We start from the raw sequence: 20,827 nt of genomic DNA, 5'->3' as shown, positions 1-20,827 counted from the left end.
TCCGATTGTTTTCAGCAACTCACTTGAAAATCAAGCGCTTCCGTACCGATCTCACATCACCATCAGCTCGGCCGACCACTCCTCGCTGTCATAGATCGAGCCACCATCGCCCGCAGAGGCGCGGCTGACGGCCATGGCGCAGGCGACGGCGCCGTCGATGCGATCTCGGCTCTTGCCCTTGTGGAAGACGCGGTTGCCGGCGCTGTCCGTGTGTACGGCCACATTGTCGAAGTTCCACCGCAGCACCGGATGGCCGCCGTGGACAAGCCGGCGGCCGACAATCGCGCGCTCCAGTTCCTTGACGGCCGGCGCCATGGTTGCCCAGTTCTGCCGCATCTCGACGGCGGGCAGACCATCGTCGGCGAGGTTCATCATCATATTGCGGGCGAGGTAGGGATCGAACGCGATCTCCTGCACCTGAAAGCGCTCGCAGAGGTCGCGAATGGTGTCCTCGACATGACGGAAATCCACCACGTTTCCGGGGGTCGGCGTGATGTGGCCGGCCTCGGCCCAGGCGGGGTAGGGCACGCCGTCGCGCTCGGCGCGCAGGCGCAGATTGTCGGCGGGGCAGAAGAACCACGGGTGCACTACGAAGCCATCCTCACCCTCGCGCCAGGCGGCGACAATGCAGGTGAGGTCGCCATTTGAGGAGAGGTCCACCGCCAGCCAGCACGGGGCGTCAACGAGCGCGTCGAGGTCCACGAGCTGCGCGCCCTCGTCATAGACACCCATGTCCACGAATGGATCGACGGAATGATCCAGCCACACATTGAGGTTCAATTGGCGGAAGGCATCGCGGTCGCCCGGCCGGCGTTCGCCCTCGCGCGCAAGCTGACGCAAGCCGGCGATGTCGGGATAGCCGTGGGCAAGGCCGGGATTGACCCGGCGCCACACCCGCTCATCGCGCCAGTCGTCATCCTTCCCGGCCTCGTACAGGACGGGCAGGATGGAAGGATCGTCCACCTCGCCGCGCGCTACCCGGCGGGCATCGTTCACGATGTCGAAGGCGAGGTTTTCCTGTCCGCGCCCTGCCGTAGTGGCGACAATCAGGAGTGAACCGGGCGTCTTCACCAAGCCCGACTTCAGCACGTCCCAAAGATCGCGCTTCTTCCAGGCGTGCAGCTCATCGGCCAGGACGAAGGCCGGGGTGCGCCCGTGCTGGGTGCCAGCGTCGCAACTGATGGCCTCATAGAAGCTGCGCCACTTCGTGTTCACCAATCGGTTCTTGTACTCCTGCGGGGCGGTGATGGCCTTGAGTGGCGCCGTCGCTTCGATGATGCCGCGGGCCTCCTCGAAGGCGATGCGCGCCTGTTTGCGGTCGGAGGCGGCCGAGATGATTTCGCCACCGGGGAGGCGCTCCGGGCCGAAGGTGTGGAGCAAGGCAAGCGCCGCGCACAGGGAGGTTTTGCGGTTGCCGCGCGGGAGCAGCAGCACCACGGTCTTCACGATGCGCGCGCCGCCTTCATCGCAGGGACCATAGATGCGTCGCACGATATCTTCTTGCCAGGGATCGAGCTGGAAGGCGCGCGCCGCGAGGCGGCTTTTGGGATGGCGCAGCGCGCGCAGGAACTTCACTGCCCGCTCGCCATAGCCGAACGGATCGGCCACCGGCTCAGTTGAGGCCAAGGTCGCCGAACAGGCCGCCGCTGAAGAGGTCATCGCCGCCTCCATTCTTGATGGCCGGGCGCCCACGGCTGGCGGGCGTCAAGCCGAGTTCGGCTGCCATCTGACGCGCCTGTGTCATGCCATCCGAGCGGATGGCGATGGCGGGGTGACGCTTAGGCCCGCTCGGTCCTTTGAAGGTGAGGCCTTCATCCGACAAGATGCGGTTGGCCTCCGCGACCTGCCCGATGGCGGTGCAATAGTTCGCAAAGATGGACAGGTCGGTCATGGTGATGGTGCGCCTCTCCACCAGCAGCACCGGCAACACGCGCGCCCATTCCGCGCGGGCGTCCTCGGTGAGCCATTCGGGCGGCTCCGGGACGCCATCGGGAAGCGGTTCTTGGGCAGCGGGGATCTCAGGCTTGCGGCCTTTCATGGCGGGCTCCGTCAGAACACCCGCAGGCGATGCGGGTCGATGAGGTCGAAGAAGCCGAGGGGCACTTCGGCCACGCCACCGGCAGAGGTCGCCTCGCGGTTTTCGTAAAGGTGCGCGGCATAGAGCTTCATGGCGTGCACCAGCGCCGGCGGCACCGGGCTCGCGAAGTCGTCGAGGGGACCGCACCAACCTTCCACGAAGCCACGCGCCGCCTCGATCAGCTGCGCGAGGTCCGGATCTTCCTCACTGGTGTCGATCCGTGCATGGGCCTTCAGATCGGCGAGGGGGAGAATGTCGAGGGTCGCGGTCATGCCAGCACTCCGGCTTTGACAGGCCTGCCGAAGGCGCCTTCCTCGCGGACGGCCTTGGCGCGATTGCAGCGCCCGCAACTCGGCTGCCAGTTGCTGCGGCTCCAGAACAGCTTCATGTCGCCCTTGTGCGCCACCTTGTGATCCACCAGCGTCGCTACGCCTCCGCAGTGCACGCACCGCTCATGCCCAGGGATGGCGAGGAAGGCCTTTGACTCCTTCTGCCATTTGGTGGTGTAGCCACGCTCCCGGGCAGTCGGGCGTGCCGCATCTGCGGCCTGCTCGGCGGCTTTCTTGCGGGCCACCCGGGCCGGGCAACGCTCGCCGTCGCGCAGCACCTTGCCGCAGCCGCAAGAGCATATCCGTGGGGGACGCACCGCCATGATGTTTGCTCCGAATGACGGGGAGGCCAGCGCCGGGCGTGGCCCCCCCCTAGAATTGCGACCGTTCCCGCCTTGACCCCGCCATGAAAACCGATCGCTCGGCCGGCGCCGGGGAGGTGGGATTACCGTTGTTGGGCGGGCCGCTACGCGCCCTCACCTGAACGCGCCGGGATTACGAAACGGGAACGGTCGCGGGATCCGCCAGCACGGCAACGGCGCCGATGGCGAGCGAGGTGCCGCCGGCCTTCGTCAGGGACAGGCGCGCAAAGCGCTTGAACCCGACGTAGCCGAGTTTGTAGGTGCTTGCCGCCGCCAACGTCGCGGGCACCGAGCCCTGCACCACGGCAGCCGCGGCATCGGCAAAGGTCACGCCGTCGTCGCCCTCCTGCAACTTCACGCCGAAGTCGCCCGCGCCGACGATAGCGCCGGTATTGACGACGAAGGCGACGCGGTTGAACCCACGCAGATCGATGGCGGCGCCATCGGCGGCAGCAGCCTGCACCGCCGGTGCGAGAGCAGGGACGGCGGAGATGTTGTGCACCAGGTCACGCATGGTCGGCCCTCCTCAGTTCGCGGCGATCTTCAGTTTGCGCAAAGCCTTGGGCTGCACCACGCCCGCGCCCACCCTGCGGGTGGCATGGATGCGGGTGACGCCCTCAGTGGCGCGGGAATACGGGTTCACGAGGATCGAGAGCGCGAGGCGGTCCACGATCCGATAGGCGGTGGCGAAGTCGCCGAACAGGATGGGGAAGGCGTTCGCCGCCACGTCGGGCATGTCCACCGCCTCAACCACCGGGCGGCCGAGGATGGTCTCGGGGACGTCCGCGGCATAGGACGGCTGCCAAAGGTAATTGCCTTGCCCGTCCTTCAGCTTGCGAAGGGTGGCCAGCGTCGATCCGTTCATGAGCCAGGAGCCACGCCCGCGATAGGCCGCCGGCAGGGCATACATGAGCGAAATGAGACCATCGGAGGTGAGGGCCGCAGCGGAACCGCTGACCGTGGAGCCGATGCCGGCATCGGAAAGCAGGCCCATGGGCTGAAGCACGCCGTCGCCTGAGACGAAGGCGAGGCCCTCTTTCTGGCCGAAGTCCTCTGCGAGGGCCAGTCGCACCTCGGCTTCCGCCGCACCGGCGCTATCGGCGAGGAGCTGATTGGACACGTCCACGAACGTGTTCACCTCCTTCACCACGATTTCGAGCTGGCCGAAGCTCGGCTCCGAGCCTTCGGAGGCCTGCGTCTCGCCTTTCCATTTGGCGGACGTGACACCGGTGCGCTTGGGGTACTGCACCGAGGGTGAGGCCGTGGCGCGCACGCTGGCGAGGGTGCGGATGGGGGAGAATTCCACCAAGTCGCGGATGAACTCGGCGCTCATCTCGGCCGGGGCGAGGTAGCCGCCCTGCGGGTCGCTGGAGACAGTGAGGGCCTTCAGTTCCTCGACCGGTGCCGCGGTGCCTAGGCGCAGGTAGGTGCCGAAAGCTTTGCGCTCAATGCTCGGCTCATCGGCCTTGCGCTCGACGCCTGCGGGACGGTTCAGCTTCGCCTCGATCTTGTCCAGCCGGTCGCCGAATGCCTTGGTCTCAGCCTTCGGGGCCTCGGCCTTGGGAGCGTCGCCGCCACCCTGCGCGGCCTCCACCTTGTCGAGGCGGGCATCGATCTTGTCGAGGCGCGTGACGACTTCGCCCTTGAAAGCGTCGAGTGCCGCCGTGACGACAGAGGCGGGATCTTCCGGATCGGCCTTGTAAACGGGAACGCCCGCCGGCGCATAAGTGTCGTGAAACATGGATTACCCCTTGCTGATCGCCGCAGCGGCGCGATGGAGAGCCCCGGCAATGGCAATCGCGGTCACCGCCGACTTGGCGGCGACCACCCGCGCGCCGGGGTGCGCGGGCGTGGTCACAAGCGAACACTCGAAGAGATCGAGCGCCGTGATGGTGCGGCCTCCGGCGGCGCGTGGCGCCGACTTGCGGATCATGAAACCGACCGACAGGCCGCGCACCGCGCCGGCCTTCACAAGGGCGAACACCTCGCGGGCGCGAGCCACCTCATCGACCAGCAGGCGGCCCTTGAGACGCAGGCCGTCGCGGGTCTCCGCAGCCTCAGTCCACGCGCCCACCGGATCGTTCGGGTCATGGCCGAACAGCATCGGCAGCGGCAGGCGAACGCCGGAGAATGCACCGGGCTCGATCACATCGCCGGTGCGGTCGGGCGTGCCGAAGGGCCACGCCAGCCCCTCGATCACGCCTGCGCCATCAGCAAGGATCTTGGTTTCAAGGAAGGCGTGTTCCATTAGACATCCACCTCGGCGACCCGGCCGGTGTCCTCCGGCGCGGAGGCGCCGGGCTGGTTGGCCCCGGTGTTCGGATTGGCGAAGGCGTCGCCGCCCTCGTAGGGCGGCAGGCCCTCCCACCGGCGGGCTTCGTTCGGCGAAAGTACGCGCGAGGCGATGAGGCTCGAATAGGCCGTGGCCCGGGCGCCGATGTCGGCGCGGGTGAGGTCATCGCGGTCGAAGACAGTCCGGAGGCCGGAGGCCCGTTCCTCGGCCGTGAACAGCGCTCGGCCCAGGGCGCCTTCCAGCGCGCGCAGCCATGGCTCCAGGCAGTAAACGAGGAACTCGCGGCCCGCCTGTTCCATGTTCGACCAAGTGGCGCGCTCCAGATCCTGAAGCATGGTGACGGGGACGCGGAAGGCCCGCGCGATCTGGAGCACCTGAAAGCGCGTCAGCTCCAGGAACTGCGCGTCCACGCTGGTCATGGTCAGGGGCGCATACTCGGTCTCGCCCTCGATGATCGCCGTCTTGCCGGAGTTCGAGCCTCCATGGGCGAGGTGCCACGCCTCTCGGATCTTGCGGATGGCGTCGGGGCTCGTCTTGCCCTTCACGGTCAGCACGCCGCTGGGGCGGGCGCCATTGCCGAAGAGGCGCGCCGCATGGGCGTCGAGGGTGAGGGCAAGGCCGATGCTTTCGCGGGCCAGGGAAACGGGTGAGCGGCCAAACGGGGAGCGCAGGTGGATCACGTCGCCGGCCGGCAGTGCGCGGCCCTGAAGTCGGTAGAGCGGCTCGCCGGTGCCGGCGGTGTCATACTCGGCAGAGAGGAAGCCCGCCGCGTAGTGGATGATCTCCACCGGACGGCCCTCGACCCTGTTCACCCACGCGAGGCCGCCAGCGTCATGGATGAGGGCCTGTGCCGCGAGGTCGCGGATGAATTCGAAGCCGGAAGTCCAGTCGTTCGCCGCATCGCGCAGGAGGGGCAGCGCGGGGTGCTCCGGAACCTCAACGTCGCCACGTCCCGCCTCGCGGCGCACCACCTTCACGTCGAGCGTGGCGCAGGCCTCGGAGATGGCCCGCACGGCGCATGCCACCGCAGGCACGGCGAGAGCGCTGCCCGGCCCCACGCTCACACCCGCGGCGGTCGGGCCGGCGGCACCGAACAGCGCCAACAGATCGGCATCGGGAGAGGCGAGCGACTTGCGCTCGGCGGCCCGGAAGGAGCGAAGGAGGGCGAAGGGGGTCTTCATCCTCCATTTTTTGCGCCTTCTACGCGCCCGTCACCAGAGGGCTACTTCGGACAACTTCGGACACTTCGCAGCCTCGGGGGGCCTCGGCCATATCCTCGCAGTAGCACGGAAACCGCACCTAACCATCTGCATCTGATGAGAAAAACACCATAAGGCCTCCATCACGCGCAAACTGGGTCCGCTGGTCCCGGCTGAAGACGGCGAAGTCGGCAACCACCCCCCCTTCTCCGAACTTCGAGCGAGGACTGACCAAGCGGCCTCACCGGACCTTCCTCGCCAAGGCCTTCAGCTCGCCCTCGATGGCCGACTTTTCCATGTGGAAGGCCTCAGGGTCGCGGTGTGACGGTGCCAGCCGCCGCACCCGACCAGCAAGACCCACCAACACGGCGGCGGTGGTGCTGGTGTCGGGACAGGGGACACCCCCTTTGGGGGATGTCCCCTGTCCCGCTCCCCACCGGGACAAACGGGACTGTCCCGCCGGGACACTCGTGTCCCGCTTCATCGGATTATCCATGCGAAGGGCTCCCAGATGCCAATGATGCCCTTGGCCTTGAGGCTCTCCCGAGCACGCTGGAACGCCTTCTTCTTCGCGTCCGGCGTATCACCGAGCCCTCGCCTGTAGGCATACTCGCGCCACGTCTCGACGCGCACACCGCGGGTGGATGTGGGGGCATGGCTCCCGTGCATCTCCTCGCCCTGCTCATCGATTGCCTCTATCAACGCCTCACGCGCAATCCGCTCGGGGTTGGTCAGCTTGGGCAGTCCCTTCGCCTCGCCGGGGCTCGCATCCGAGGGCTTGACGACGCAGGAGGTGATGTCGTCACCGTCCTCGTCGGCCCCGAGAACCGATTGCCGCAGCTCGTACGTGAAAGGCGCAATGTCCCCGCCGTCCTTCACTTTCGCGATCTTGCCTTCACACAATCCTGTCTCATGACGGGAAATCTCGATGGCCGCGTCGACGGCACCGAGCAGGGCATTGGAGCCCCGTGCGCCGCGCTCGCGATCCTTGCCGGAATGGTGCACGACCAGCACATGGCACCCGAGCTCGCGCTGCATGCGCTCGGCCCGCTGCACCACGACATTGATGTCGCGCGCCTTATCTTCGTCACCCGCGCCGATCATCCGCGAGAGCGTGTCCAGCACCACCAGGCGCAGGGGTGCCGACATCATGCCGGCGTGCTGCCGAACGTCAGAGATCAGTGTCTCTAGGCCGTCATCGCCCTCGAAAAGGTCGACGGAGGAGGGCACCAGCACGAAGGGCCGCCCTGCCTCCCCGTCGCGCTCCTTCCGCCACGCCTTCATCCGCTGGCGCATGCCGGAGCCGCCCTCGCCCGATACATAGACCACCCCGCCCGTTGCCACGCGACGGCCGAACCATTCCCGGCCGTGGGCGACGTGCAAGGCGAGATCGAGCACAAGGAACGTCTTCGAGGTGCCCGGCGGCCCGTAGACCGTCGAAAGCCCGCCCTCGATGAGCATGCCCTTCACCAGCCATTGCAGGGGCGGTTGCTTGTCCTCATCGCCCCACCACACCGCCGGGAGGCGCGTGGCGACGGTAGGCTTCCAGGTCGGCGCCTCTTCGGCGAGACGATGCAGTTCATCCACCGTGCCGCCGGCATCCAGCCAGTCGGACACGTCGCCCTTGCGCGGCAGGCCGGCGAGGGCAAGCACGCGCACGCGCGCTGCGACGGACGCGAGCGAGCGCGCGACCTTTTCGGCATGGTCGCGGCCCGCATCGTCATTGTCCGGCACGATGACGACATCGGCGCCGGCGAAATGGGCCGCGAAGTCATCCCGCCACTTACCCGCCCCGCCGGCGTTGCACGTCGCCGGGATGTTGAGCCGGCCGAGCCGGTCCACATCCTTCTCGCCCTCGACGATGAAGACGGTGCGCTCCTGGCCGATGGCTTCGAGCAATTCCGGCAGATGGTAGGGGACCATCCGCACGCCTTTGAGGTTCCAAGTATGTCCGCCGGCGCCATCGGGGCGCCGCTGGCGGAAATCCTTCGGATCGGAGCGCACCACCTCGAAGAGCAGCGTGCCGGTCTCGTCGTGATAGGGATAGGTCGCGACGGTGCGCCCACGGACGCTGGGCACCTCGGGGCGGCCAGCAAAGTCGGGGAACTCCCGGCGGAGCCAGCCGGTGGCGCCTTCCTTACCGCCCCCGACGCAACGTGCAATGAGGTCGAGAACGCCGCCGCCCTCGCTCGCCTCGTGGTCGATCCACGTCCCCTTGTGGGGACCGCCGACCTTCACGGACAAGCTGCCGTGGGTCCCATACCGCCATTCATCCTTGGACGAATGGTGAGGGTTCGGCTCCCCCAGAAGGCGAGCGGCAACAGCCGCCATCATATCGATGAAGCCGGTCATGGCCCGGTCTCCACCGGCTCGCCCTTGGGGTCGAGGTCCACCACATAACCACCCGCCCAGCCGGGGTTCATGCCGATCAGGGCATTGGGCCAACAATTCCACCACGCGCGGATCTGCGCTTCGTCCGAGGTCGCCTTCCAGGGCCAGCCGGTCCCCGCGATCGACCAGCCGTCCGTCCCCTTGTCCGCCACCACCAGAGGCCGCTTCGAGCGCGACTTGTCGGGATGCGGGTCGCACGGGAAGACCCGCCATCCGAGGGCGGCATAAGCGAGGGCAGCTTCATACGAAAGGACGGGTGCCATCAGAGCACCCGCCAGCTGCGAAGGTGTTTGCAACGGAAAATCTCGTGCGGGCGGTGCAGAAAATTCGCTTTATCTTTCAACGAGCGTTGAAACGCCCGCACCGAAGACAAAGCCTTTGAGATCCAAGAAAAACTTGGACATCTCTCCTGGCACCACCCACTCTCTGAGCACTCGAAAACATTGCTTGTTTTTGTGCTGCGTTCCCGGCCGCATACTGTGGGGAGGAGTGGGAAAGATCAGCTCATCGTTTGGCCGGCACCAAGTGGTGCATGGCGTCGCCGGCAAGGCGCTTGCGGTGGCCTTCTTCCCGTATACAGCTGCCTTCTTCGGGCTCTCCCGTCTCCATAGATCGCCAATGAGCTGAGGCTCCGTCGCGTCGTTCTCTGCGGCGATACTGGCGCCCGCGATTGCGCAGCGCGTGGGCGGAGCAATGCGGCGGGGGCTGTTGGGGGGTCTCTGAGACATGGGAAGCTGTCCCACGCATCGGGCGCTTCGGCGGGTGAGGAAATGATGCGCCAGCCGCGCCTGGCCCGGCCTGAACCCAATAACCTCGAGCTCAAACCTCCCGGGCGCGCGCCATCGCGCATCCGCTGCCGGATCAGCTCCTGGACGTCACCTGACGCGCTCCCTGTTCCAGCACCTCATCGAGGCCGAGTTGCGGATGGAGGTCCGCGACCACCGCGATGTCCTCCTGGATGCGGGCGATAATCCAGTCCCGCACCTCATTGACGATGGGGCGCGCGGCCTTGTCGCGCGACTGGACGAACTGGCAGTGTCGCCCCGTCGTCATGAGGCGCGGGCTCGCGGGAATGAGCATCCTGTGGCGCAGCCAGTGGCAGACCACGTTCATCCAGCCCAGCGCCACGCCCTGCCCCAGCATGGCGGCCTGAACCACGATGGCGTAGTCCGAGAAGATCATTGAATTGACGGGCGAGCTCGAGTCCTCCGGAAAGAAGAGGTGCGACCAGTTCGGCTGCGCCTCGCTCAGGAAGATGAGGGTTTCCTCCGTCGACCTCATCGGCCCGCGGTGGGCCTCGCTGTAGCCCCGGCTGCAGATGGGCAGGAGCGTCTCGGGCATGATGTAGGCCGCCTCGTGCCGCTCGTCCGGCCCGTTCACGAAGCGCATGCCGAGATCGACGTCGGTGACCGGCCCCGTCAAAGCGGACATGATGAGTTCGAACCGAAGCTCCACGGTCGGGAAGGTCCGCTTCAGCTCCGCCATCCGCGGCATGATCCAGTGCGTGGTGAAACCGGTCGAGACCGAGAGGGTCACTGTATCCACGCCGGCATTGCGGTCCTCGATTTCGCGCAAAGCGTGCTCGATGCCGGAAAAACCCCGCGAGATGGCTTCGTAGAGAATGAGCCCGGGCTCGGTGAGCGTCACGCCACCGGGCAGGCGGTTGAACAGCGCGGTGCCGATGTGGTCCTCGAGCCGGCCGATCATGCGGCTGACGGCGGCGGGCGTGACATTCAGCTCGCCGGCGGCGCGGGCGAAGCTGCCGCAGCGGGCCGCAGCCTCGAACGTGAAGAAGCCATTCATGGACGGCAAGGCGAGGCGGATTTTGCGCATTTACATAATGTAACTTAGCCGGAATTTTTTTTCAATTGAACCCGGCGCGCAAGATTGGTCTTCTACGCCGCAACGAAGGCCCACAAGGGCCGATAAAAGCCAGAGACACAGGGGACGGCATCGCGATCACGGATCGGCTTGCGCCAGCGCGCGGGCCTGTTCGTCCGGTGACACATGCGATGTAACGTTGCCGCGTTGCTTTTCAGAGCGGGGCACGATGATTAGGCCTGCATCTTCCGGAACAGTCGGCGTATCCATCCGGAACGCCACCAAACGCTACGCCGGGTTCTGCGCCCTTGATGACGTCAGCCTCGAGGTGGCGCCCGGCGAATTCGTCTCCGTGCTCGGACCGTCCGGGTCCGGCAAGACGACCTTGCTCGGCATCCTCGGCGGCTTCGTCCAGCCGACCTCCGGGTCGGTGTTTCTTGGCGAGCGGGACATCACCTTCGCTCCGCCGCACAAACGCGACATCGGCATCGTGTTCCAGAACTACGCGCTCTTCCCGCACATGAGCGTCGCCGAGAACGTGACCTTTCCGCTTCGCGCCCGCCGCATGCCGAAGTCCGAATGGCCGGCGAAGCTCAAGGCGGCGCTGGAGATGACGGAGCTGGGCGGGTTCGGCGACCGCAAGATCCATGAACTGTCGGGCGGCCAGCGCCAGCGCGTCGCGCTTGCCCGAGCCATGATCTTCGAGCCGCGGCTCATCCTGATGGACGAGCCGCTTTCGGCTCTCGACAAGCAGTTGCGCGAGACGATGCAGATCGAGCTCAAGCATCTGCACCGCCAGCTTGCCGCCACCATCATCTACGTGACCCACGACCAGCGCGAGGCGCTCACCATGAGCGACCGCATCGCCATCATGAACAAGGGGCGCGTGGTCCAGGTGGATGCGCCGGAGCGGCTGCACGACCACCCGGTGGATTCCTTCGTTGCCGGCTTCATCGGCGAGGCGACGCTTCTGCCGGTGTCGCGCATCGACGACCGTTCGGTGGACCTCGGCGGCACCCGCATCGTCTCGTCGCGGCCGATTCCGCACAATCTAAAGCTGTTCCTGGCCGTGCACTCCGAGAAGCTCACGGTGGTGCAGGACGGCGCGGACACCTCCGCGAACATCCTCTCCGGCACCGTGTCGGAAACGCTCTACCAGGGCGAGAGCGTGCGCATCTTCGTGGATCTGGACCACGGCGCCCGCCTGAGCCTGAGGGTGCCGAGCAATCACGAAAACCGGTCCCGGATGAAGTCGCCGGGCGAACGCATCGCCGTCCGGCTGCATCCGGACGACACCATCGTGGTGCCTCAGGCGCCCTGAGACCCCGCTCCCCAATTCGACATCCACAAGGAAAGCGTAAGATGAAGCTCTCTCAGTTCAAAGTCCTGACGTTCGACGTGGTCGGCACGCTCATCGACTTCGAGACGGGTGTCCTGAACGCCGTGCGCGCGCTGGGCGGCCCGAAGGCGGCGGCGGCCAGCGACGACGACATCTTCGAGCCCTACAAGCGCGGCCGCGACAAGTTCTATGGCCGCTCCTCCTTCGCCATGAAGGACGTCTATCTGTCCCTCGCCGCCGAACGGGGCTTCCAGAACGACGAGGCCACCGCGGAGGCCTTCCAGCTCGCCGTGCTGCGCTGGCCGGCCTTCGCGGATTCGGTGGATGCCCTGCGCCGGCTGCGCAAGAATTTCCGCCTGGTCGCCATGACCAATGCCGACCGGACCGCCTTCTCGGCCTATTCGGCGACGCTAGAGAACCCCTTCCACGACAGCGTGACCTGCGACGAGACGGGCTGCGCCAAGCCGGATCCGCGCTTCTTCGCCTTCAACAAGGGGCGCCAGTCCGCCCACGGTTTCCGCCAGTCGGAAATCCTGCACGTGGCACAGAGCCAGTATCACGACATCGGCGTCGCCAAGGCCGAGGGCTACACCACCTGCTGGATCGAGCGGCGCCAGGGCCTGAAGGGCTTCGGCGGCACGCCCGACCCGAAGGTGCTGACCAAGCCGGACTTCCACTTCTCCACGCTGAAGCAGCTCGCCGATGCCGTGGACGCGGAACTCCACACCTCCCGCGCAGCCGCCTGAGCGAGAAGGCAAAACCTCATGGTCACCCCCGCGCTCCCGACCGACATCCCCTCGCTGTGGCAGGCGACTTCGGTCGCGCGTCCCACATTTGCGAGCGCGAGCGGGGACCAGAGTTTCGACGTGGCAGTGATCGGTGGCGGCTATACCGGCCTCACCACCGCTCACTATCTGTCCAAGGCCGGGCTGTCGTCGGTGGTGCTGGAGGCCAACGGCATCGGCTGGGGCGCGAGCGGGCGCAATGGCGGCGTGGTCTCGGGCAAGTTCCGGCTGGGTTTCCGCGATATCGCCAGCCGGCACGGCATCGAGACGGCCCGCCGGATGCACGATCTCGGGCTTGAGGCCATCGCGCATGTGGGCGAGATCATCGCGGAGCTGGGCATCGAGGGGGCGGACTACCAGCCCACCGGCTCGCTGCGCTGCGCCCACAATGCGCATACGCTCGAACAGCTCAAGACCGAAGCCGAGTGGCTGCGCAGCGCGCTCGCAGACACGGCGATCTCCATCCTGAGCGCAGAAGAGGTCGCCGCGGAGACGGGCTCGCACGGCTTCACCGGCGGCATGCTGAACACCCATGGCGGGGTCGTCCACCCGCTCAATTACGTGCTCGGCCTCGCCGCCGGGCTCAAGGTGGCGGGGATCGCCATCCATGAGCGCTCGCCCGTGCTGAGCCTGCGCCGCGAGGGGGCGGGCGTGGTGATCGAGACGCCGGCAGCGCGCATCACCGCGCGGCAGGTGGTGATCGCCACCAATTCCTATTCGGACCTGACGCCCGCCACCGCCGCCGTGCGCACCTCCATCATCCCGTTCCGTTCCGCCATGATCGCGACCGAGCCGCTCACCGGCACACCCGGCGCGCATCTGCTGCGCACTGGACGCAGCTACACCGAGACCCGGCGCATGATGCGCTGGTTCCGGAAGGCCGGCGATCGCCTGCTCTATGGCGGCCGCGGCGCCTTCGGGAAGACCGATCGGGAAAGCGCGTTCACCGCGCTGGAAAAGGCGATGGTGCGGCAGTTCCCCGAGCTTGCTCAGGTGAAGGTGACGCACCGCTGGTCCGGCCTCGTCGCCATGACGCTGGACAGCCTCCCCCATCTCGGACGGCTCGACGACCGGGTGGTCTACAGCGTGGGCTATAACGGCACCGGCGTCGCGCTGGCCTCCGGCATCGGAAGGCATGTGGCGGATCTGGTGACGGGGCGCCAGCCGGATCTCGGTCTCATCACCCGGCAGCCGCTCCACCCCATTCCGTTCTATGCCCTGCGCGAGCCCGCGGTGCGGCTGGTCGCAGGGGCCTATCAATTCCTCGACGCCATCGGAAGATGACGGCGGACGAGCAGACGGCTTCCAGAAGGCAAGGGCCCGAAGCGGCCAAGAGGAGAAAAGGCATGCGCTTTTCAGTCTCGATCCCGGTGATGACCGCGGCTCTGGCCCTGTCGGTGGCGACCGCCTCTGCAGAGCAGATCACCTTCGTCTCGCAGGGGGGCGCGTATCAGGAGGCCCAGACCAAGGCCATCCTCAACCCCGCCGCCAAGCTGCTCGGCATCACCATCAACCAGGACAGCGCGCCGGACGCCTGGCCGGTCCTGAAGACCCAGGCCGCCACCGGCAAGCCCATCTGGGACGTCATCGACGCGCCGACCACCATCTGCGTCCGCGGCGGCGACCAGGGCATGGTCGAGAAGCTCGATTTCTCCAATATTCCCACCGCGGCATCCATGCCGGCGCAATACAAGACGCCGTATTCGGTGGCCTACGAGTTCTATTCCTCGGTGCTCGCCTACAACAAGAAGAAGTTCGCCAGCAAGGCGCCGCAGACCTGGGCGGACTTCTGGGACGTCAAGGCGTTCCCCGGCACCCGTGCCCTGCGCAACCATCCGCAGGCGACCATGGAAGCCGCTTTGCTCGCCGATGGCGTGCCGGCCGACAAGCTCTATCCGCTCGATGTGGACCGGGCCTTCAAGAAGCTGGAGCAGATCAAGCCGCACATCACTGTTTGGTGGACCTCCGGCGCCCAGTCGGCCCAGCTCCTCGCGGATGGCGAGATCGACATGGAGATGGCCTGGAACGGTCGTGTCGCCGCGGTGATGAAGGAAGGGGCTCCGGTGAGCTTCACCTTCAACCAGGGCCTGCTCCAGGAAACCTCCCTGTGCATCGTGAAGGGCGCACCGAACCTCGAGACCGCCTACAAGTTCGTGAATGCCGCCATGACGCCGGACATCCAGGCCAACTTCCCCGCTTATATCGACTACGGCCCGGGCAACCCGGCCGCCTACGCCACCGGCAAGATCTCGCCCGAGCGCGCGACCCAGATGCCGAGCGCGCCGGAGAACGCGGCCAAGCAGGTGCTGGTGTCGCAGGCCTGGTGGGCCTCGCCCGCCGGCGAAGACGCCATCAAGCGCTGGGCCGGCTTCGTCCAGAAGTAGGCCTGCGGCCCCGGATCGCTTCACACGCGCCGCGCATACCGTGAAACGATCCGGCCCATGCGGCCATGCACCTCGCGTGGCGGGCCGGCGCCCGCCCCGCAAGAATGCTCCACAAGACTGCTCCAGGAGCTTGCCATGTCGGCATCGCCATCTGATCCGTCGGTCGTCCACAAGAGGCAGGAACAGCGTCTCGTCCTGCTGCTGCTCGCGCCCTCGCTTGCCGTGGTCGGCTGCCTGCTCATCGTGCCGCTGTGCTGGCTCGTCTGGCAGTCGGTGCGCCAGGATGGCGCCTTCACGCTGGCGCACTATGCGCGGTTCTTCAGTGATGCCGTCTACTGGACGACCTTCCTGCAGACCTTCCGCATCGCCTTCATCGTCACCGCTGTGACCGTGCTGCTCGGCTATCCCATCGCCTATGTGGCGGCCGGCGCATCGCGGCGATGGAGCATCTTCATCCTCGCGATGGTCATCCTGCCGTTCTGGACCAGCGTTCTGGTGCGAGCCTACGCCTGGCTGATCCTGCTGCAGCGGCGGGGCCTCGTGAACTCGGTGCTGACCGATTTCGGGCTGATCCAGAACCCGCTGGCGCTCGTCAACAACGAGCTGGGCACCGTGATCGCGACGGTGCACATCCTCCTGCCCTTCATGGTGCTGCCGCTCTACGCCACCATGCAGAAGATCCCGGCCGAACTCACCATGGCGGGCGCGAGCCTCGGCGGCACGCCGTTCTATGTCTTCACGCGGGTGTTCCTGCCCCTGTCGCTGCCCGGCGTCGTGGCCGGCATGGTCCTCGTCTTCGTGCTGACGCTCGGCTTCTACATCACCCCGGAGCTGCTCGGCGGCGGGCGGACCTACATGGTCTCCATGCTCGTCTCGCGGAACATCGAGGTCTACAACGAGTGGGGCGCCGCCTCCTCCATCAGCATCGTGCTGCTCGCCTGCGTCTTCCTCGTCTTCCGGCTGGCGAGCCTCATCATCCCGTTCGAACGCATCATGGGGGCGCGCTGATCATGTCCCTCTCCCGCATCATCCTCTACGTGGCGGTGGGCCTCATCCTGGTCTGGCTGATGGTCCCCGTCCTCATCATCGTGCCCATGTCCTTCTCGGGCGCCCGCTTCCTCGCCTTCCCGCCGCCCTCCTGGTCACTGCGCTGGTACGAGGCCTATCTTGAAAGCGCCGCCTGGATGCAGGCGACGCGGGTCAGCCTGATCCTCGCCGTGTCGAGCGCGATCATCGCCACGGTGCTGGGAACGGCGGCGGCCTACGCGCTGAACCTCAGCACGTCGCGCCTGGTGCGCAGCCTGCAGGTGGTGCTGCTCCTGCCCCTCGTCGTGCCGATCGTGATCACGGCCGTCGGCGTCTTTCTTGTCTATGCCAATGTCGGACTGCTCGCGACCATGAGCGGCCTGATCCTCGCCAACGTCATGCTCGGCCTGCCGTTCGTCATCATCTCAGTCCTGACGGGCCTCAGGAAGTTCGATCCGGCGCAGGAGATGGTGTCGCGCAGCCTCGGCATGAACAGGCTGCGCACCTTCTTCATCGTGACACTGCCGCAGATCCGCCCCAGCGTCATCTCGGGCCTACTGTTCGCCTTCATCTCGGCGCTGGACGAGACGGTGGTCGCCATCTTCATCTCGGGCGGCGAGTACCAGACGCTCACTAAGCGCATGTTCACGGCGCTGCGCGACGAGATCGATCCCACCATCGCCGCCATCAGCACCCTTCTGACCGCGATTTCCTTCCTCATGGTGATCCTCGTCTCCCTCAGCGCACGGACCGCGCCGCGGAAGAACGCCGACGCCTGAGACCGCGCACACCCCGCACCTGCGCGGCGCCGGCCCAATCCGGCCGGCGCCCGCTCGCCCTTTGCCGCCCCCATCTGCCGCCTGGAACCGCGACCTATGAGCAACCTCATCGCCTTCGACCTTGCCGCCCCCGGACCCGCGCGCGAGAGCAAGCCGATGCCCGACCGGCTGATCGCCGGTGATCCGAGCTACAAGACCTGGGAAATCGCGGCGGCCGGGCACAAGGATATCCGCACCGGGATCTGGGAGGCGACGCCGGGCGTCACGCGCTCCATCAAGGGCGAGACCTGGGAATATTGCACCATCCTGTCGGGCGTCGTGGTGCTGACCGAGGATGGCGGCACCCCGCGCCGCTTCAGCGCGGGCGACACCTTCGTGCTGCGGCCGGGCTTCGTCGGGACCTGGGAAACGCTCGAGACCGTGCGCAAGCTGTGGGTTGCCGTTTCCTGATCCCGCCCCCTCACTCCGTCAGGTCCTGCCCATGGCACTCCTCTACATGGCCGATCCCGCCCGCGGCGAAGTCTGGCGCCGGCTGATCGGCGAAATGGCGCCGGATATCGACGTGCGCATCTGGCCCGACATGGGAGACCCGGCCGACATCCGCTGGGTCGCCGTCTGGGATGTGCGGGTGGATCTGGCGGCGACGTTTCCGAACCTCGAAGTGATCTTCTCCACCGGTGCCGGCGTGGATCATCTCGACCTCACCCGTATCCCGCCGGGCATTCCCGTGGTGCGCATGGTGGAGCCCGGCATCGTCGAGGGCATGGTCGAGTATGTGACCATGGCGGTGCTCGCGCTCCACCGCGACCTGCCGACCTATATCGACCAGCAGAAGCGGAACCTCTGGGTGCCGCACTATGAAACGCCGGCGGCGCAACGGCGCGTCAGCGTCATGGGGCTCGGTTCGCTAGGGCAGGCGGCGCTCGCAGGTCTCGCGGCGTTCGGCTTTCCGCTTGCGGGCTGGAGCCGCTCGCCGCGGGATATCCCGAACGTGGAGACCTTCGCCGGCGAGGCCGGGCTCGCCCCGTTCCTTGCCCGCACCGACATCCTCGTCTGCCTGCTGCCGCTCACCGCCGAGACGCGGGGCATTCTCGATGCCCGCCTGTTTGCCCGGTTGCCGTCGGGCGCCCGCATCGTCAATGCGGGGCGCGGCGGCCATGTGGTCGCAACCGATCTGATCGCGGCCCTTGATGCCGGCACGCTCTCGGCGGCGGTGCTCGATGTCACGGAGCCGGAGCCCCTGCCGCCGGAGCATCCGTTCTGGAGCCATCCGCGCATCCTGCTGACCCCGCACGTGGCAAGTCTCACCCGGCCGGAGACCGCCGTGGTCAGCCTGCTCGAAAACCTCCGCCGCCACGCCGCGGGCGAGCCGATGATCGGCCTCGTCGAACGCAGCCGCGGCTATTGAAAGCCTTCGCCCATGTCCCTCGCCGCTGAACACTTCCTGCGCCTTGCCGACCCCAGCCTCCTCGTGGAGGCGGCCTTCATTGGGGGGCAATGGTGCGCCGCCGATGACAGTGCGACGTTCGCTGTCGAGGATCCCGCAACCGGCAAGGCCGTGGGCATCGTTCCCGCCTGCGGCGCGGCCGAGACGCGGCGGGCCATCGAGGCGGCGGAGGCCGCATTCCGTTCCTGGCGCAACGTGCCGACGGCCGAGCGGGCGCGCCTGCTGGAGCGCTGGAACGACCTCATCCTCGCCAACGCCGCCGACCTCGCGCGGATCATGACGGCCGAGCAGGGCAAGCCGCTCCCCGAGGCGGAGGGGGAAGTGCGCTACGGCGCCTCTTTCGTGAAGTGGTTCGCGGAGGAGGCGCGGCGAATCTACGGCCGCACCATCCCGGCCCCCGGCGCCGACCGGCGCATCCTGATGCTGGAGCAGCCCATCGGCGTCACCGCCGCCATCACGCCCTGGAACTTTCCCATCGCGATGATCACGCGCAAATGCGCGCCGGCTCTCGCCGCCGGCTGCACCATGGTCATCAAGCCGTCGGAACTGACGCCGTTTTCCGCTCTGGCGGTGGTGAAGCTCGCGGAGCGGGCCGGCATTCCCGCCGGCGTCATCTCCGTGGTCACGGGCCTGCCGGCCGCCATCGGCGAGGAGCTCACCTCCAACCCCACGGTCCGCAAGATCTCGTTCACCGGCTCGACCCGTGTCGGCGCCCATCTCATGCGTGCTTCGGCGGGAACGCTGAAGAAGCTGAGCCTGGAACTGGGCGGCAACGCGCCCTTCATCGTCTTCGACGATGCCGACCTCGACCTTGCGGTGGAGGGGGCCATGGTTTCCAAATTCCGCAATGCCGGGCAGACCTGTGTGTGCGCCAACCGCATTCTGGTGCAGGCCGGCATCCACGACGCCTTCGTCGCTCGCCTCGGCGCGCGGATCGCCGCGCAGAAGGTCGGGCCGGGCACCGAGCCGGGTATTGGCATCGGCCCGCTCATCAATCGGGCGGCGACCGAAAAGGTCCGGGCGCACGTGGCCGACGCGCTGGCCAAGGGCGCGCGCGTGGCGCAGCAGGCCGACACGTCCTGCACGGAAGGAAACTTCGTGGCGCCGCTCCTCCTCACCGGCGCCACCACCGACATGCTGCTGGCCAATGAGGAGACCTTCGGCCCGGTCGCCCCGGTGTTCCGGTTCGAGACCGAGGCGGAGGCGATCGCCATCGCCAACGGGACCCCCTATGGCCTTGCCGCCTATTTCTTCACCGAGGACATGCACCGCGCCTGGCGGGCCGGCGAGGCGCTGGAATTCGGCATGGTGGGGCTCAACACCGGTGCCATTTCCATGGAGGTGGCGCCCTTCGGCGGCGTGAAGCAGTCCGGGCTCGGCCGCGAGGGCGGCTATCTCGGCATCGCCGAATATCTGGAGCCCAAGGCCTTTCACATGGGTGGGCTGCGCCTCACGGCGCCCGTCTGACCCCAATCTCACACATATCGCAGGGAAACGTGACCATGGCCGGACGACACTATCGCATCGCCGTCATCCCCGGAGACGGCATCGGCAAGGAAGTGATGCCCGAGGGCGTACGCGTGCTGGAGAAGGCGGCGGCCCTCTACGGCTTCAGCCTCGATCTCAACTGGCACGACTTCGCCTGCTGCGACTACTACGCCCGCCATGGCGAGATGATGCCGGCGGACTGGAAGGAGCGGGTCGGCACCTCGGACGCCATTCTGTTCGGCGCGGTGGGCTGGCCGGACACGGTGCCGGACCATGTCTCGCTGTGGGGATCGCTGCTCCAGTTCCGACGGGAGTTCGACCAATATGTGAACCTGCGCCCGGTCCGGCTGATGCCGGGCGTTCCCTCGCCCCTCGTCGGCCGCAAGCCGGGCGATATCGACTTCTGGGTGGTGCGCGAGAACACGGAGGGCGAATACACCTCCATCGGCGGGCGCATGTATCCGGGCACGCCCCGCGAGCTGGTGATTCAGGAAACCGTCATGTCGCGCCACGGCGTCGACCGCGTCCTGAAATTCGCGTTCGAGCTGGCCATGCGGCGGCCGAACCGGCACCTCACCTCGGCCACCAAGTCGAACGGCATCGCGATCACCATGCCTTATTGGGACGAGCGGGTGGAGGCGATGGCGGCCTCTTATCCGGAGGTGCGCACCGATAAGTACCACATCGACATCCTGACCGCGCAGTTCGTGCTGCATCCGGACCGCTTCGACGTGGTGGTCGCCTCCAACCTGTTTGGCGACATCCTCTCCGATCTCGGCCCGGCCTGCACCGGCACCATCGGCATTGCGCCCTCCGGCAACATCAACCCCGACCGCACCTTCCCCTCGCTTTTCGAGCCGGTCCACGGCTCGGCGCCGGATATCGCTGGCAAGGGCGTCGCCAATCCGGTGGGCCAGATCTGGTCGGCGGCGATGATGCTGGAGCATCTCGGGGAGATGGATGCCGCCGCTGCCATCGAGCGCGCCATAGAGCGGGTGCTGGCCGAACCTGCGGGCCGCACCGCCGACATCGGCGGGACCGCCAACACGCTGAGCTGCGGAAAGGCAATCGCCGATGCCCTCGACTGACGCCCGGCCCCGCCCCGCA

General features: G+C 67.1%; 21 protein-coding genes. 10 read left to right on the top strand and 11 right to left on the bottom strand.

What is annotated here, in order from left to right:
- Positions 1–51: 51 nt before the first annotated feature.
- From D7006_RS22520 to D7006_RS22470, 11 genes are all read right to left on the bottom strand, one after another.
- Positions 52–1,659, bottom strand: a complete 1,608-nt coding sequence (locus tag D7006_RS22520; protein ID WP_237354640.1) for a terminase large subunit — start codon at positions 1,657–1,659, stop codon at positions 52–54.
- Complete coding sequence (locus D7006_RS22515) at positions 1,613–2,038, bottom strand: phage terminase small subunit P27 family (protein ID WP_237354639.1); 426 nt, start codon at positions 2,036–2,038, stop codon at positions 1,613–1,615. Before D7006_RS22515 ends, D7006_RS22520 begins: the two co-directional genes overlap by 47 nt.
- An 11-nt stretch (positions 2,039–2,049) precedes the next feature.
- Positions 2,050–2,349 carry a head-tail connector protein gene (locus tag D7006_RS22510; protein ID WP_237354638.1) on the bottom strand — a complete coding sequence of 100 codons (300 nt, stop codon included), beginning with the start codon at positions 2,347–2,349 and terminating at the stop codon, positions 2,050–2,052.
- A complete protein-coding gene (locus D7006_RS22505) occupies positions 2,346–2,729 on the bottom strand; it encodes an HNH endonuclease (protein WP_237354637.1) in 384 nt (127 codons plus the stop codon). The genes D7006_RS22510 and D7006_RS22505 overlap by 4 nt, the downstream gene beginning before the upstream one ends.
- Positions 2,730–2,901: 172 nt before the next feature.
- Positions 2,902–3,282, bottom strand: coding sequence for a hypothetical protein (locus D7006_RS22500; RefSeq protein ID WP_237354636.1), 381 nt, complete (start codon positions 3,280–3,282; stop codon positions 2,902–2,904).
- A gap of 12 nt (positions 3,283–3,294) precedes the next feature.
- The gene (locus D7006_RS22495) at positions 3,295–4,509 is read right to left on the bottom strand and encodes a phage major capsid protein (protein WP_237354635.1); all 1,215 of its coding nucleotides are present in this window, start codon (positions 4,507–4,509) and stop codon (positions 3,295–3,297) included.
- Between the two features lie 3 nt (positions 4,510–4,512).
- A complete protein-coding gene (locus D7006_RS22490) occupies positions 4,513–5,016 on the bottom strand; it encodes an HK97 family phage prohead protease (protein WP_237354634.1) in 504 nt (167 codons plus the stop codon).
- Positions 5,016–6,242, bottom strand: a complete 1,227-nt coding sequence (locus D7006_RS22485) for a phage portal protein (protein WP_237354633.1) — start codon at positions 6,240–6,242, stop codon at positions 5,016–5,018. The genes D7006_RS22490 and D7006_RS22485 overlap by 1 nt, the downstream gene beginning before the upstream one ends.
- A 498-nt stretch (positions 6,243–6,740) precedes the next feature.
- Complete coding sequence (locus tag D7006_RS22480) at positions 6,741–8,612, bottom strand: AAA family ATPase (protein ID WP_237354632.1); 1,872 nt, start codon at positions 8,610–8,612, stop codon at positions 6,741–6,743.
- A complete protein-coding gene (locus tag D7006_RS22475; RefSeq protein WP_237354631.1) occupies positions 8,609–8,914 on the bottom strand; it encodes a bifunctional DNA primase/polymerase in 306 nt (101 codons plus the stop codon). The genes D7006_RS22480 and D7006_RS22475 overlap by 4 nt, the downstream gene beginning before the upstream one ends.
- 598 nt (positions 8,915–9,512) lie before the next feature.
- Positions 9,513–10,484, bottom strand: a complete 972-nt coding sequence (locus D7006_RS22470) for a LysR family transcriptional regulator (protein ID WP_237354630.1) — start codon at positions 10,482–10,484, stop codon at positions 9,513–9,515.
- A gap of 217 nt (positions 10,485–10,701) precedes the next feature.
- On the opposite strand from D7006_RS22470, the gene D7006_RS22465 reads away from it, so the two are divergent.
- The 10 genes from D7006_RS22465 to D7006_RS22420 all read left to right on the top strand — a co-directional run bounded on the left by D7006_RS22465 (position 10,702) and on the right by D7006_RS22420 (position 20,808).
- On the top strand, positions 10,702–11,793 hold the full coding sequence (locus tag D7006_RS22465) for an ABC transporter ATP-binding protein (protein ID WP_237354629.1): 1,092 nt from the start codon (positions 10,702–10,704) through the stop codon (positions 11,791–11,793).
- 41 nt (positions 11,794–11,834) lie between these two features.
- A complete protein-coding gene (locus tag D7006_RS22460; RefSeq protein ID WP_237354628.1) occupies positions 11,835–12,557 on the top strand; it encodes an HAD-IA family hydrolase in 723 nt (240 codons plus the stop codon).
- A gap of 18 nt (positions 12,558–12,575) precedes the next feature.
- The gene (locus D7006_RS22455; RefSeq protein WP_237354627.1) at positions 12,576–13,880 is read left to right on the top strand and encodes an FAD-binding oxidoreductase; all 1,305 of its coding nucleotides are present in this window, start codon (positions 12,576–12,578) and stop codon (positions 13,878–13,880) included.
- A gap of 62 nt (positions 13,881–13,942) precedes the next feature.
- Positions 13,943–14,980, top strand: a complete 1,038-nt coding sequence (locus D7006_RS22450) for an ABC transporter substrate-binding protein (RefSeq protein ID WP_237354626.1) — start codon at positions 13,943–13,945, stop codon at positions 14,978–14,980.
- 135 nt (positions 14,981–15,115) lie between these two features.
- Positions 15,116–15,988, top strand: a complete 873-nt coding sequence (locus D7006_RS22445; protein WP_237354625.1) for an ABC transporter permease — start codon at positions 15,116–15,118, stop codon at positions 15,986–15,988.
- A 2-nt stretch (positions 15,989–15,990) separates the two neighbouring features.
- Positions 15,991–16,785 (top strand): ABC transporter permease, encoded by a 795-nt coding sequence (locus tag D7006_RS22440; RefSeq protein WP_024276995.1) that lies wholly within the window; start codon positions 15,991–15,993, stop codon positions 16,783–16,785.
- A 96-nt stretch (positions 16,786–16,881) separates the two neighbouring features.
- The gene (locus D7006_RS22435; protein WP_237354624.1) at positions 16,882–17,235 is read left to right on the top strand and encodes a cupin domain-containing protein; all 354 of its coding nucleotides are present in this window, start codon (positions 16,882–16,884) and stop codon (positions 17,233–17,235) included.
- 31 nt (positions 17,236–17,266) lie between these two features.
- Positions 17,267–18,193: a glyoxylate/hydroxypyruvate reductase A gene (locus D7006_RS22430; RefSeq protein WP_237354623.1), complete on the top strand. Its 927-nt coding sequence runs from the start codon at positions 17,267–17,269 to the stop codon at positions 18,191–18,193.
- Between the two features lie 12 nt (positions 18,194–18,205).
- A complete protein-coding gene (locus D7006_RS22425; protein WP_237354622.1) occupies positions 18,206–19,699 on the top strand; it encodes an NAD-dependent succinate-semialdehyde dehydrogenase in 1,494 nt (497 codons plus the stop codon).
- A gap of 35 nt (positions 19,700–19,734) precedes the next feature.
- A complete protein-coding gene (locus D7006_RS22420) occupies positions 19,735–20,808 on the top strand; it encodes a tartrate dehydrogenase (RefSeq protein WP_237354621.1) in 1,074 nt (357 codons plus the stop codon).
- Positions 20,809–20,827: the final 19 nt, after the last annotated feature.

This window comes from Xanthobacter sp. YC-JY1, assembly GCF_021730305.1.
Taxonomy (GTDB): Bacteria; Pseudomonadota; Alphaproteobacteria; order Rhizobiales; family Xanthobacteraceae; genus Xanthobacter; species Xanthobacter flavus.
The sequence above is the reverse complement of the archived record's forward strand: the minus strand, read 5'-3'. Positions and strand labels throughout refer to the sequence as shown.

Bases quoted from the DNA above. Each gene is read 5' to 3' on its own strand.
- D7006_RS22520 (WP_237354640.1), bottom strand. From the start codon at position 1,659: ATGACCTCTTCAGCGGCGGCCTGTTCGGCGACCTTGGCCTCAACTGAG.
- D7006_RS22435 (WP_237354624.1), top strand. From the start codon at position 16,882: ATGAGCAACCTCATCGCCTTCGACCTTGCCGCCCCCGGACCCGCGCGC.
- D7006_RS22475 (WP_237354631.1), bottom strand. From the start codon at position 8,914: ATGGCACCCGTCCTTTCGTATGAAGCTGCCCTCGCTTATGCCGCCCTC.
- D7006_RS22455 (WP_237354627.1), top strand. From the start codon at position 12,576: ATGGTCACCCCCGCGCTCCCGACCGACATCCCCTCGCTGTGGCAGGCG.
- D7006_RS22440 (WP_024276995.1), top strand. From the start codon at position 15,991: ATGTCCCTCTCCCGCATCATCCTCTACGTGGCGGTGGGCCTCATCCTG.
- D7006_RS22425 (WP_237354622.1), top strand. From the start codon at position 18,206: ATGTCCCTCGCCGCTGAACACTTCCTGCGCCTTGCCGACCCCAGCCTC.
- D7006_RS22485 (WP_237354633.1), bottom strand. From the start codon at position 6,242: ATGAAGACCCCCTTCGCCCTCCTTCGCTCCTTCCGGGCCGCCGAGCGC.
- D7006_RS22445 (WP_237354625.1), top strand. From the start codon at position 15,116: ATGTCGGCATCGCCATCTGATCCGTCGGTCGTCCACAAGAGGCAGGAA.
- D7006_RS22490 (WP_237354634.1), bottom strand. From the start codon at position 5,016: ATGGAACACGCCTTCCTTGAAACCAAGATCCTTGCTGATGGCGCAGGC.
- D7006_RS22480 (WP_237354632.1), bottom strand. From the start codon at position 8,612: ATGACCGGCTTCATCGATATGATGGCGGCTGTTGCCGCTCGCCTTCTG.
- D7006_RS22505 (WP_237354637.1), bottom strand. From the start codon at position 2,729: ATGGCGGTGCGTCCCCCACGGATATGCTCTTGCGGCTGCGGCAAGGTG.
- D7006_RS22465 (WP_237354629.1), top strand. From the start codon at position 10,702: ATGATTAGGCCTGCATCTTCCGGAACAGTCGGCGTATCCATCCGGAAC.
- D7006_RS22495 (WP_237354635.1), bottom strand. From the start codon at position 4,509: ATGTTTCACGACACTTATGCGCCGGCGGGCGTTCCCGTTTACAAGGCC.
- D7006_RS22470 (WP_237354630.1), bottom strand. From the start codon at position 10,484: ATGCGCAAAATCCGCCTCGCCTTGCCGTCCATGAATGGCTTCTTCACG.
- D7006_RS22420 (WP_237354621.1), top strand. From the start codon at position 19,735: ATGGCCGGACGACACTATCGCATCGCCGTCATCCCCGGAGACGGCATC.
- D7006_RS22450 (WP_237354626.1), top strand. From the start codon at position 13,943: ATGCGCTTTTCAGTCTCGATCCCGGTGATGACCGCGGCTCTGGCCCTG.
- D7006_RS22430 (WP_237354623.1), top strand. From the start codon at position 17,267: ATGGCACTCCTCTACATGGCCGATCCCGCCCGCGGCGAAGTCTGGCGC.
- D7006_RS22510 (WP_237354638.1), bottom strand. From the start codon at position 2,349: ATGACCGCGACCCTCGACATTCTCCCCCTCGCCGATCTGAAGGCCCAT.
- D7006_RS22500 (WP_237354636.1), bottom strand. From the start codon at position 3,282: ATGCGTGACCTGGTGCACAACATCTCCGCCGTCCCTGCTCTCGCACCG.
- D7006_RS22515 (WP_237354639.1), bottom strand. From the start codon at position 2,038: ATGAAAGGCCGCAAGCCTGAGATCCCCGCTGCCCAAGAACCGCTTCCC.
- D7006_RS22460 (WP_237354628.1), top strand. From the start codon at position 11,835: ATGAAGCTCTCTCAGTTCAAAGTCCTGACGTTCGACGTGGTCGGCACG.